Annotated in this window: 12 protein-coding genes; 7 read left to right on the forward strand and 5 right to left on the reverse strand. The window is 34.2% G+C overall.

The window, feature by feature from the left end; all coding sequences use genetic code 11:
- Nucleotides 1-70: 70 nt before the first annotated feature.
- Complete coding sequence (locus tag PGH12_RS08670; RefSeq protein WP_267599743.1) at nucleotides 71-1,999, reverse strand: LTA synthase family protein; 1,929 nt, start codon at nucleotides 1,997-1,999, stop codon at nucleotides 71-73.
- A gap of 163 nt (nucleotides 2,000-2,162) precedes the next feature.
- Between PGH12_RS08670 and PGH12_RS08675 the strand changes: the two genes are divergently transcribed.
- From PGH12_RS08675 to PGH12_RS08695, 5 genes are all read left to right on the forward strand, one after another.
- A complete protein-coding gene (locus PGH12_RS08675; RefSeq protein ID WP_267599742.1) occupies nucleotides 2,163-2,876 on the forward strand; it encodes a CDP-alcohol phosphatidyltransferase family protein in 714 nt (237 codons plus the stop codon).
- 76 nt (nucleotides 2,877-2,952) lie between these two features.
- Nucleotides 2,953-3,717, forward strand: coding sequence for a 3'-5' exonuclease (locus PGH12_RS08680; RefSeq protein ID WP_267599741.1), 765 nt, complete (start codon nucleotides 2,953-2,955; stop codon nucleotides 3,715-3,717).
- Between the two features lie 57 nt (nucleotides 3,718-3,774).
- Nucleotides 3,775-4,176 (forward strand): putative signal transducing protein, encoded by a 402-nt coding sequence (locus tag PGH12_RS08685; protein WP_267599740.1) that lies wholly within the window; start codon nucleotides 3,775-3,777, stop codon nucleotides 4,174-4,176.
- Between the two features lie 218 nt (nucleotides 4,177-4,394).
- On the forward strand, nucleotides 4,395-5,000 hold the full coding sequence (locus PGH12_RS08690; RefSeq protein ID WP_267599739.1) for a fumarylacetoacetate hydrolase family protein: 606 nt from the start codon (nucleotides 4,395-4,397) through the stop codon (nucleotides 4,998-5,000).
- Nucleotides 5,001-5,064: 64 nt separating this feature from the next.
- A complete protein-coding gene (locus PGH12_RS08695; RefSeq protein ID WP_267599738.1) occupies nucleotides 5,065-5,502 on the forward strand; it encodes a universal stress protein in 438 nt (145 codons plus the stop codon).
- Nucleotides 5,503-5,572: 70 nt separating this feature from the next.
- On the opposite strand, the gene PGH12_RS08700 is transcribed toward PGH12_RS08695, so the two are convergent.
- Nucleotides 5,573-5,806 carry a DUF6341 family protein gene (locus tag PGH12_RS08700; RefSeq protein ID WP_050377423.1) on the reverse strand — a complete coding sequence of 78 codons (234 nt, stop codon included), beginning with the start codon at nucleotides 5,804-5,806 and terminating at the stop codon, nucleotides 5,573-5,575.
- A 42-nt stretch (nucleotides 5,807-5,848) separates the two neighbouring features.
- On the opposite strand from PGH12_RS08700, the gene PGH12_RS08705 reads away from it, so the two are divergent.
- Together PGH12_RS08705 and PGH12_RS08710 are read left to right on the forward strand one after the other, a co-directional pair.
- Entirely contained in the window at nucleotides 5,849-6,754 is a 906-nt protein-coding gene (locus PGH12_RS08705) for a DUF6427 family protein (protein WP_267599737.1), read from the forward strand.
- A gap of 9 nt (nucleotides 6,755-6,763) precedes the next feature.
- On the forward strand, nucleotides 6,764-7,348 hold the full coding sequence (locus PGH12_RS08710) for a DUF3109 family protein (RefSeq protein ID WP_267599736.1): 585 nt from the start codon (nucleotides 6,764-6,766) through the stop codon (nucleotides 7,346-7,348).
- 94 nt (nucleotides 7,349-7,442) lie between these two features.
- Here the strand turns inward: PGH12_RS08710 and PGH12_RS08715 are convergent, their stop codons facing one another.
- The 3 genes from PGH12_RS08715 to PGH12_RS08725 form a co-directional block, all read right to left on the reverse strand.
- Nucleotides 7,443-10,295, reverse strand: a complete 2,853-nt coding sequence (locus PGH12_RS08715; RefSeq protein WP_267599735.1) for a M16 family metallopeptidase — start codon at nucleotides 10,293-10,295, stop codon at nucleotides 7,443-7,445.
- A gap of 165 nt (nucleotides 10,296-10,460) precedes the next feature.
- Entirely contained in the window at nucleotides 10,461-11,147 is a 687-nt protein-coding gene (locus PGH12_RS08720) for a hypothetical protein (RefSeq protein ID WP_267599734.1), read from the reverse strand.
- Nucleotides 11,148-11,322: 175 nt separating this feature from the next.
- Nucleotides 11,323-12,657 carry a trigger factor gene (locus PGH12_RS08725; RefSeq protein WP_267599733.1) on the reverse strand — a complete coding sequence of 445 codons (1,335 nt, stop codon included), beginning with the start codon at nucleotides 12,655-12,657 and terminating at the stop codon, nucleotides 11,323-11,325.
- Between the last annotated feature and the right edge of the window lie 84 nt (nucleotides 12,658-12,741).

Below are 12,741 nucleotides of genomic sequence, written 5' to 3' on the forward strand. Positions count from 1 at the left end.
AAGCAAACATTTTTACTATCCTTTGCATATATAGTAAGAGATGTAACGAATTAGAAATTTAAACGCATATTTAATTTAGCTTTCTGTTGATCACTCTAGTCATATAATCCTGATACCATGCTTTTGCTATAAGCTTTCCTTTTTCAGTTTCCGGAGTTTTTATTTTGCCATTTAAATTATTTTCAAATCCTAAGTCATTTTTGTCATAAATCCCTGTAATTTCCTTACCATCAAAGCGATAAATATAATTCCCGATGATAAATTGTTCCGAAGATCCATCAGAATTAACGATTAATGGAGAATACTTTTTATCGCTCAGTAGACTTCTTCCCCAGCTTCTGATTTTCTTATTATATCCAATTAAATCTGCCAAAGTAGGATAAATATCGATCTGCTGTGCAACTTCATTATTAATTCCTTTTAAATTAAATTTCGGATTTGGAGAATAAAAAATCAACGGAACAGCAAAGCGATTCATTGCTTTTTCATATTCCGGATAATAAATCTGGTTCGGATGATCTCCCGTAAACACAAAAATCGTGTTGTTGTACCAAGGTTGTTTTTTAGCTGTTTCGAAATATTTTTTGATCGAATAATCTGTGTACTGCATTGGCTCATGCATTTCTACTTTTCCTTTTTTAAATTTTCCGTTATATTTTTCAGGAATTTTAAAGGGATGATGAGATGAAGCGGTAAAAACCGTTGTCATAAAAGGTTTCTTTTTGCCTACATTTTTCGCGAAATATTGGAGAAAAGGCTCATCCCAAATCGCCCACATTCCGTCAAAATCTTCATCATGATTATACTCGTCTTTCCCGAAATAATTTTTAAAACCCAAAATATTTCCAAAACCTAAAAATCCCATTGAACCGTTTGGCGCACCATGATAAAACGACGTATCGTAACCCATATCATTACAAACAGAAACAATCGACTGAATTTTTTGATTAGAATAAGGCGAACTGGTAAAAGCATCGGTCAAACTAGGTATTCCCGCAAGAATGCTGCTCATACCGTGAATCGACTGCCTTCCGTTTGCAAAAGTGTTCGGAAAAATAAGACTTTCATTAGCTAAACTGTCGATAAAAGGCGTGTAAGAAACGTAATCCTTAATATTTTTATCTTTATTAAATGCGCCGGAATATTCTCTGCCAAAAGATTCTACAATAAAAATCACAACGTTGGGTTTATCCTCAACCTCTCTGTCGTAAATTTTATAAGGCTGAATATTTTCATCAATAAATTTCTCATCAACGAAACGAACTTCTTTAAAATTATTGGTTCCCAAAGTTCTGAAAAATGAAAAAGTACTGTTGAGAACCACATTTCCCTGTAGCGGCGTTTTCACAAATTTATTGGCATCCACCAGATTGATTGGTCTTGTACTGTGCTTGAAATCTCCACGAATTCCGCCAACAATCAAAACAGCGGAAAGACATATTGTAACCACAGAAAGAATAAAATAAGGAATTAATTTAGCAGGTTTTCTCTCCTGAATTTTAAATCTCTTATAAAGAAAAACCCACAAAGCCATTAATGCGATGAACCAAAAAATCACAAACGGATGCTCTTTAGTGGAAACCGTGAAAACTTTTAAAATATTTGTTTCATGTTGTGCCACCTGAAAAGCCGCGGAAGTCAGTCTGGTCTGAGAAAATTTATAATAAATGAAATCTCCGAAATTCATGGCATAAGCAATTCCATTGGTGATAAAATACAGCCAGAAAAGAACTTTTTGATAAGTTTTTTTGGTATTGATAATAATCGGAATGAGACTCAGGAGAATAAATAATGAGTTAACGTATAAAATCGCAGTCATATCAAACGCAATCCCGTGATAGGCAAGACTGAAATAATCTGAAACGCTGTCAATTTTTATTAAATCTTTATTGAAAAACCAAAACAGAAATCTGGCAAACTGATAAAAAACGAATGCCAAAAAAACCCTGTAACATAATATCAGGACTTCTTGTTTTCTAAATTCTTTAAAAAATTTCATTGATATATAATGTTTTTAAAGTAAAAATAAGATCGCGTGGTTGACAAAAAACGGTCAACAATAGCGATTTTCGCGATGCAAATTTACATTAAATTGATAGTATTGTAATTTTTAGTTCATATTAATTAAGGTTAAAATTTTTAAAAAATGTAATTTTGCTTTTATGAATTTCATTAAAAACAATCTGGCAAATGCGATCACACTTGGCAATTTATTTTCCGGTTGCGTGGGAGCTATTCATCTCATTTTAGGCGATTATCAGACGACTGCAATTTGCATCATCCTTTCTCTGATTTTAGATTTTTTTGACGGATTTGTTGCCAGAGCGTTAAAAGCGAATTCCAATTTGGGAACCCAGCTGGATTCTTTGGCAGATATGGTGAGTTTCGGACTGATTCCGGGATTGGCCATGTTTAAAATGCTTGAACCTTTCGGAAACGAACTTTTAGGATTACATCTTCCTATTGAAATCAAATATTTAGGATTTTTCATCACGCTTTTTTCGTGTTTAAGATTGGCAATTTTTAACTTAGATGAAGACCAAAAATATTATTTTAAAGGTCTGAATACACCGAGTAATACAATTTTGATTTTTAGTTTGTATTATGCTTTTAAAGAAACTCAAAGTTTCAGTTTTCTATTCAAAAGTGAATTGTATCTGTTGATTCTAACAGTCTTATCTTCTTGGCTTCTAATTTCACCAATAAAAATGATTGCAATGAAATTCAAATCAATGAAATTACAGGATAATTATCCAAAATTAGCTTTGTTGATCGGAGCAATTCTTATTTTAATTATATTTAAAACAGTCGGAATTCCCTTGGTGATTCTCTACTATATTTTCATTTCATTACTATTTCAAAAACAACTAAAATAGTATGAGTGTTGAGTTATAAGTTAAAATAATTCTTACAACTCATTATTCATAATTCGTAACTTATAACGCTTTAAAAATGAACTTAAGACTACATAAACCACTCTGCGTATTTGATCTTGAAACTACAGGAACTAACGTCGGCAAAGACCGGATTGTTGAGATCTGCATCTTAAAAGTAAATCCTGATTCTTCGAGAGAAAGTAAAACCTGGCGTGTAAATCCGGAAATCGCAATTCCGAAAGAATGCAGCGAGATTCATGGGATTTATGATGAAGATATCAAAGATGCTCCGACTTTCAGAGAAATTGCTCCCAAAATCGTTGAAATGATTACAGGTGCAGATTTGGGTGGATTCAATTCTAACCGTTTTGATGTTCCTTTACTTGCGGAGGAATTGCTTCGAGCTGATTTTGATTTTGATTTGAGCAAATTTAAATTAGTAGATGCACAAACGATCTTCCATAAAAAAGAGCCTAGAAATCTTAGTGCAGCCTACCAATTTTACTGTGGAAAAACTTTAGAAAATGCACATTCTGCAGAGGCAGATGTTTTAGCAACATTCGAAGTTCTTGATGCACAGGTTGGTAAATATGATGATATTCCGAAGGAAGTGGCCGAACTGAGCGAGTTTTCTACTCAGAACAAATTTGCAGATCTGGCGGGCATGATTCATTACAATGCAAAAAATCAGGAAATTTTTGCGTTTGGAAAGTACAAAGGTCAGGTTGTAAAAGAAGTTTTCCAGAAAGACCTGGGATATTACGGTTGGCTTCAGAATGCTGATTTTCCGCTTTATACAAAGAAAGTTTTTACAAAAATTCAGTTATCAAGTAAATTTTAGAAAAAACTTATTTTCTTGTATGGAACAGATATTGGAGTTATAAAAATTAAAAGAAAAATGAGTGAATTAGTTAAGTTCAAATTTTACGAAACAGCTCTCGAAGCGAATAGAGATAAACAGATCTTAGCTGAGAACGACATTCAGAGTTTCATTGCGAATGAGCAGACGATACAGTCAGATTGGCTTTTATCACAGGCTTTAGGCGGAATTCAGGTTCAGGTTTTTGAAAATGATTTTGAAAGCGCCGAAAAAATTCTGAATGATTATCACGAAAACGACAAATTTTCTCTGGAAGTTGAACATACGGTTGAAAATCCAAAGTTTGATTTTGTCTGTCCGAAATGTGGTTCAAACCATATTTACAGGGATGACAGTTCCACGAGTTTTTTTGGAATTTCTTTAATTTCAAGCCATAAATTTGTGTGCTATTTTTGCGAAAATGAGTTTACGCATGATTAAATGAAGTGTTTTAGATTATTCAGAGATTTCTAAATATCGATAACATGAAATTGATGTCTGGTCTCAAAAAAGAATTACAAAATCCTTAGCCCCTATTGCAGTGGAAATCCTTTTTTGAAAAAAAAGATTGTAACGGAAAGCGGGAAATAGCTCCTAAGAAAAAATAAAAATGGCTTAGTTATGATACGTTGGAGAAAAATAATGATATTAAATAAATTATGAAAATAATCTGCATAGGAAGAAATTACAGCGAACACGCAAAAGAATTGGGAAATGCAATTCCCGACAAGCCTGTGATTTTCATGAAACCCGACACGGCGGTTTTGAAAGGAAATGATTTTTATATTCCTGAATTTTCCAATGATGTACATTATGAACTTGAAGTTGTAGTGAAAATCTCAAAAGGAGGAAAATATATTCAAAAAGAAACAGCTAACAAACATTATGATGAGATCGGTCTGGGAATTGATTTTACAGCGCGAGATCTTCAAAGCGATCTGAAATCTAAAGGTTTGCCGTGGGAATTGGCAAAAGGTTTTGACGGTTCTGCTGTTGTAGGAAACTTTTTCAAAAAAGAAAATTATGATCTTGATAATCTGCAGTTCTCATTGCTGAAAAATAAAGAGAAAGTACAACACGGAAACACAAAAGATATGATCTTCAAGATCGATGACATCATTGCTTTTGTATCGCAATATTTCACGTTAAGAGTTGGTGATCTTATCTTTACAGGAACTCCTGAAGGTGTAGGAAAGATTTCTGAAAATGATATACTTGAAGCTTATCTTGAGGAAGAAAAAGCTTTAGACATTCGAATATTATAAGTTTTTAACAAAGAATATTTTATAATATTTCATATCTTTAAAAGACAAATTAAAATATGAAAATATGATCAACATCGTACTGCCTGTAGATTTTGGCGATAAAACAGATCAGCTCGTTGATGGAGCTGTAGAATTTGCGAAAAAGGTTAATGGAAAGATTAATCTCATCCATGTTGCGCCTACAGATATAGGTTTTGCCATCGGAGATATGGGTTATCAATATTTCCCGGAAATAGAGGAGAACGAGATCAGAGAAGAACTTGTACTTCTGAACAAAATCAATCAGAAAATTTTATCTCATAATATCGATTGCGAACACCTTTTAAAACAAGGTATCGCTAAAGACATCATTCTGGAATATGCAGATACTAAAAACGCAGATTTCATTGTAATGGGATCACACGGAAGAAGCGGAATTTATGATGTTTTCGTCGGAAGTTTAACGAAAGGCATCACTAAAAGCTCTAAAATTCCGGTAGTTGTACTTCCGATTCACGATTAAAATTTATAATTAAGCATAAAAAAGACCGATCAAAAAATTTGACCGGTCTTTTTACTATATAACCAATTAATTAACCTTCTTTTTTGTAGATCGTAGGATCGTAATAAGGGTGTTTACCCTCAGTTGGAGAATAATATTCTTTGTCTTTGTCTCCTCCAAGTGTTACCACCAAGACATAGCACCAATATGTAAATAGTACGCAACAAACGATGAATAAAATCCAGTTGAGTACGTTTCCAAAGGTTGTAAAAAAACCAAAAGACCATTTGAAAACATCACTTAAGAATAGAAAGAAAGACGTCATTATTTTCCTTTTTTAAATTAACTTTGCACAAATTTATAAAAAATGTTTAGATTACTTTCAAAAGAAAGCAATATTTTTTCAATTCCTGTTTATATTGGTTTTCTTCTTTTAGTAGTTATTATTATTAACACCCTGAACTTCAATACATATGAAGCGATAATTGCGATCATAACATTTCTTGGAATTTCGTTGGGTTATTTCTGTTTTAATACGATTGCGCTAAATTATCAGACGCATCTGCCATTATTTCTCTACACATTTTTTGTTTTGGGCCTTTATCCCGGAAAACTCGACATCGGAATTGCCGTTGCATTGCTTACCAATTCGTTTCTTTTGCTTCTTCTCACAAGCACAGATGAAGATCTTAGAAAGAAATCTTATGTCTTAGTAGGAGCCATTTTAGCATTAAATTTCATCTTCCTTCCTACGACATGGCCGATGATTTTCTTTGTATTGATTCATTTAATTGTTACTTCAGAAAGAATCGGGCTTAATATTTTCAGATTTATACTGGGAATATCATTAATTGGTTTAAGCTATTTTTCTCTGATGTTTTTTATGAAATTTAATGACTGGAATACAGATTATCTGCCATTCGGAAAGATGAAATTGATTTCTGATTACACAGAGCTTTTGCCCCTCATTCCAATTATTCTGATGCTCTTTTACGCAATATATGACCATTTTAAGCATTACAATAAAAAAAGCCCTGTAAGCAGGTATAAATATACTTTCCTTCTGGTTTTCTCGTTTGCACAGTTAGTAAGCATCGTGATGTATATGAACACAAATTATGAATACTTACTGCTTCTTGCATTTCCTACAACCATTATTATGAGTAGAATGCTGAGATTTTTACCTAAATACTGGATGCAGGAAATAAGTTTGTGGGTAATTATTGCGAGTCTTGTTGTTTTTAAAGCAGGAACTCATTTCAATTTATTTTAAAAAAAGATTATGATTCAAATAGACGATAAATTAATTTCTGAAGATATTTTCTCTGAAGAATTTGTTTGCAACCTTACCAAATGTAAAGGTGCATGTTGTGTAGAAGGTGACGTGGGCGCTCCTTTAGATAAAGATGAACTGGTGATTTTAGATAATATTTTCGATAAAATAAAGCCTTATCTTACCGCAGACGGCATCAAAGCTTTAGAAGAACAGGGAACGTGGACGACCGATCCTATGGACGGAATGTACGTTACTCCGATGATCGAAGATGCTGAATGTGCCTACGTGACTTTTGATGAACGCGGAATCACCAAATGTGGAATCGAAAAAGCATATGAAGACGGTGCCATCGATTGGCAAAAACCCATCTCGTGCCATTTATATCCGATTCGTGTAACTGAGTATTCTTCTTTCTCAGCTTTAAACTATCACGAATGGCCTATCTGTAATGATGCCTGTACTTTGGGTAAAGAATTGCAGGTTCCTGTTTATAAGTTCCTGAAAACACCTCTGACAAGAAAATACGGTGAAGATTTTTATTCTACTTTGAGCGAAGTTGCTGAAGAATGGAAAAAAGAATATGGGAAATAGTTGATTATCTAAAATCCAGATGTTTTATAAAAACAAAACCACCGCAGAAAAATTTCTGCGGTGGTTTTTAATTAATCGACTAAAATTAAGGAACTTATTTTGCTACAGTTGCTTTTACCGTTGCAGTTTCAGATTTTTTTGGTGCGTTTTCCCATCCGTCTTCCGGCATTAGTGTAGCAACCACTCTGTTTTTAGTAAGATATTTTTTGGCAACATCCTGCAAATCTTTTACAGTAAGTGCTTTAACCTTCTCCGTAAAGTTGAGTATTTCATACTTATCACTTCCATCTAATTGATTTTTAGCGATCGCATTCAACCAATACGAGTTATCTTTCATATCTGTATTGTAGTCGTTCATCTCTCCTTCTTTGTACTTATCAAGATCTTTTTGTTCCGGACCTTTATCAATAAGTTTCTGAAGTTCTGTGATTGCACTTTTTGTAAGCTTATCAGCATTTTCAGGTCCGCAAGGGAAACTTAAACTGAAAGAATAACTGCTGTAAGGAACTCGTCCCATATAACCTCTTGCACCACCACCGTAGATTCCGCTTTCGTCTTCTCTCAGTTTTTCTATTACTTTGATCGTAGCCACTTCGCCGAGCGCAGCTAATGCCATTGCTTCTTTTTCATTGTACGGAGCTTCACCGGAGTATACAATCTGAACCATGCTTTTAGGATCTTTTCCTTTCTTGTAAACCTTGGTATGATCGCCCGTCAGAGATCTGTATCCTGTATCTTTATAGTTGGTTGCTTTGCCTGTAGAAGGTAAGCTTGCAATATACTGTAGAACTTCATTTTTAAATTTTGCCTCTTCTACGTTTCCTACAAAATAGAAATGGAAGTTTCCTGCATTGGCAAATTTCTCTCTATAAACATCATATGCTTTTTTATAATCAGTTGCAGCCCAGTCTTTTTCCATAGGGAATAAACCGATAAATCTTGGGTTTTTTTGATTGGTAAATTTAGCATGTTCACTTGCAAAATAAGTCTGTGGGTTAGACATCAAATTATCCAACATCGCAGACTGTTTCATTTTAAATGCATTAAATGCTTCCGGGCTGTAATTTAAACCTGTAAAATAAGCATACATTAATTCCATCGCGGAACTAAGATCTTTCTGGCTAGTTCTTCCGGAAACACCTTCTACAATACCGCTAACGAAAGGATTTACACTAAGTTGTTTTCCTGCAAGATAATTCGTAAGATCAGCCTTTGACAACCCATTAACACCAGCTTCCATCAGAGCGTTGTAAGCAAACTGAGTTTTGTTGTAGTCTGCATCGTTTAATAGAGAATTTCCTCCTAAACTTCTTGCTGTAAAAACAATTTCGTCATCTTTAAAATCAGTTTTTTTGAATGTAACTTTTGCTCCGTTGTTAAGCGTCCATGTTGTTGTGCCTAATTTAGCGTCAGTTTCTGTTTTAGCAATTTTACCTTCTGATTTAAAAGGTTTAACTAAATTTTTAATAGCAGCTTTTTCCTCATAAGGTTTAAGATCTGCTAACTTTACATCATCAAAAGTTTTTAAAACTGAAGCCTCCGTTGGCATCGTAACATTGTCTTTTTTAGGACCTGTAATTACGATTACACGGCTGTCTTCTTTTACCATTTTCTTGATCACCTCATTTGTCTGAGCAAGCGTCACGGTTGGTAAAAATGTTTTAGTATCTTCATATTTCCAGGCAATTCCCGGCATTGGCTCTTTCTCCAAAAAGTTTCTTACATATTCGTCTACCAACATATCGCTTTCAGTTTTGTCACGATTGTTGTAAGATCTTTCCATGTTAGACATGATCTGAGACTTTGCTCTGTCTAATTCACCTTGAGTAAAGCCAAATCTTTTTGCTCTTTCCGTTTCTTCTAAAAGAACTTTCAAAGCATTGATCTGGTTCCCTTCTTTTACCATTGCAAACCCCTGGAAAGCTTCCTTCGTTCTTGCGTACGTTCCTCCGTGGTATACAGACCCGAAAGTAAACGGCGGGTTATTAGAATTTACAAGCTCTCTCAGTCTGTTATTCAACATTGTAGTTGCAACATTCTCAACAAGACTTTGATTATATTGTTCTACTGTAACGTCTGGCGTATAAGCATCTGCATCTTTCATGATAAACTGAACCATAGAGTTGGTAGCATCAGGATCAGTTTCTATGGCTACAAGAGTTTCTGTGTGATTCGGTAAATCAAAAGATTTTCTCTCTCTTGGCTTAGAAGGATTTTTATATTTGCTGAAATTATCTTTAATTTTTTTCTCAACCTCATCTACATTAACGTCTCCTACTACTACAATCGCCATAAGATCTGGTCTGTACCAATCTTTGTGGAACTGTCTGATTACATCCGGCTTGAAATTCTCCAGAACATCTTTTTTACCGATTGGGAGTCTGTTAGCATACTGAGATTTGTGTAATAATTTAGGTAGATATTTATCAGACATTCTTTTGTCTGCGCCCAATCCTAATCTTAATTCTTCTAAAACTACACCTCTTTCTTTATTAATCTGCTCATCCGTAAGAGTCGCATTAAAGGCCCAGTCTTCCATCACTTTAAGACCAGCGTCAAGATTACCTGGTTTATCTAATGGTACAGGAAGCATGTAAACAGTCTCATCAAAACTAGTGTAGGCATTAAGGTGCTGACCAAATTTGATCCCGATAGACTGTAGAAAGTCTACCAATTTATTATCAGGGAAATTTTTGGTTCCGTTGAAGTTCATATGCTCCATAAAGTGAGCGAGACCTCTTTGGTTTTCGTCTTCAAGAATAGATCCTGCATTGATTGCTAATCTGAAATCTACCTTCTTTTCCGGTAGCGTATTTTTTTTGATATAATACTTCATTCCGTTTGGAAGAGTACCCGTTTTTACAGAAGCATCCATTGGGATATTCTGTGCGAATCCATTAGCTGAGGTCAAAAAGACAACACCCAATGATAATAAAATTCTTTTCATATAGTTAGCATTTAAATTTTGCGATGTAAAAATATACATTATTCACAATTACAAGAAATTTAAATACACATCTTTTAGTTAAATTACAGTTAAAATTAACAACAAAATATACGAAAAACAAAAAAGACCGGAATAAATCCGGTCTTTTTAACATAATGTATTTATTTACTTAAAATCCGCATCGCTCACACCAGAGTTCAACGTCACTTTATTAGTTTTGATAGTCACTTTCTGACCTGCTCCTTCTGCTTCTATCAGTTCAGGAAATTTTATTCCGTCTACCGTAATATAGCTTTTCATAATTGCATCTCCCTGTCCTGTTCCAGCTTTGTAAAGCAATCCTGTAGCAGCATCGAAGTAAAATTTACCTTTGTCTGAAGACAGAACATTGTAATCTTTGCCATCTATTTTTTCTACCGTTACGGTCTGGAATTTTGACGCATCATAACCTAAGGCATCAATTGTTTTGCTGTTTTTAAGGTCTGCAATCTGATTTGCAGGAAAATCTGTTTTAGTACCCATCTGGTTCATATATCCTTTCTCACCATCGAAAACCTGAGTCATTTCCTGCCCCATTACAGATTGTACAGATTTGAATTTATTTCCCATCTTCTTGGTCGTAGAGTTGATCTCCATACCCTGAGCATTGATTGTATTTTCAATAATGGTAGATTTCACTGCTTCCAACTTTGCTTTTCCGCCAAGAGCCGTCAAATAGTTGTCGATGACCTGCTTCGGAGTGATCTGAGATGTTGAAGCTGTAGATTTTACAGTAGCCGTAGATGTTTTTTGTGCCACTGCTGATGTAGAAAACATCATAGCACAGAAAAACGGAACGATTATCTTTTTCATATGATTTAAATTTTAGTGATGTAAATATATGAATTTTTGAGCGGTGCAGATGTATCAACTTTTGTTCATTGAAAAAAGCTACATTGCTACTAATATTTAAATAGTTTTAATCTGAGCTTAAAAAAAAACAAAACCCACCAAAGCGGTGGGTTTCAATTTTTATATGAAATGTAAATTACTTCTTCAATTCTTCCAAAAACTCGTCGTGAGAGATTGCAGTTTCTTTTTTAGTCGCTTTTTCAAGAATTACATCTTTTAGTTTAGCCATTGCAACTTCAGAAGAGATTTGTCTCACCTGCTCCTGATCTTTCAACATCTCAACAGCGTATTTCTGAATTTCCTCGTCTCCTAAATGGTGAATTCCGTAGATTGCCAACTGGTTTCTTACCAACTGCTCAGCCTGAGCCAAAACATCTGCATAATCTAACTGGATATTGTTATCAGACATCAATTTACCTTCAATGATCTGATATTTCAATTGATTTTTCTCGTTTTCAAGAATCTCTTTTGCCTGCTCTTCATTCTGAATGTTCTGATTAGAGAATACCAACCATTTTGTCAGGAAAGACTCAGGAAGTTTCACTTCTTCTTTTTCAGAAACCTGCTCCAATACTTTGTTTACGAAATGTACATCAGCATTTTGCTGGAAATATTCATCTAACTCAGATTTCACTTTTTCCTTAAGTTCTTCCTCAGTTTTGATGTTTCCTTCACCGTAAACTTTATTGAAAAGTTCTTCGTTAAGTTCTGCTAAGTTTAAGCTGTAAAAATCTTTTACTTTCACTTCAACTTCAGCGTGGTGCAAATGCTCAGCTTCTTCTTTAGTAAACCCTAATTCTTTAGCTAAGTTTTCGTCAGAAGCCAAAGTTTCTTTAGAAACTTTCACAGACTCATCCATTTTCAAACCTTTTACCAATTTGAAAGCATCTTTGTTTTCAGCAGTAATGGTAACATTTTTTGGATGGTGGTGGTGCTCACCTTCAGCATCTTCTTCTATAACCTGAGAAATTTCTAGGTTGATGTAAGAATCTTTAGTGATTTTGTCTTGCGGAACCTGCTCTGCAAAACGCTTCTGCATGTTCTCAATGCTTTTGCTGATTTCTTTATCAGAAGCTTCTACTTTGTAGTGTGGAGCTTCGTATTTAGCTAGATCTATAGTAAATTCTGGTTCGTAACCTACTTCAAAAGCAACTTCCAATTTCTCTGCATTATGATTAAAATCATTTACAGGCTGTGGAACTGGCTGACCAACTAATCTTAGTTTGTTTTCGTTGATATAGTTATTCAAAGCATCAGAAACTTGTTTGTTGATTTCTTCGAATGCAATCCCTGCTTCATATTGCTTTCTAACCATACTCAAAGGCACTTTTCCTTTTCTGAAACCAGGAACCTGTGCGTTTTTAGCATAATTAATCAATTGCTTTTCTACTTTTTCTTTGTAGTCAGATTTCTCCAATGTTACTGTAAGCAATGCACTTACATCATCATGGTTTTTTGCGGTAACCTTCATTATTGATTAAAATTTTAGGTTGCAAAAATATGAATTTTTTATTAAAACAAACCATTCATTTTCTTATAATAAAGTTAAAATAAA

The organism is Chryseobacterium sp. CY350 (assembly GCF_027945075.1).
GTDB lineage: Bacteria > Bacteroidota > Bacteroidia > Flavobacteriales > Weeksellaceae > Chryseobacterium.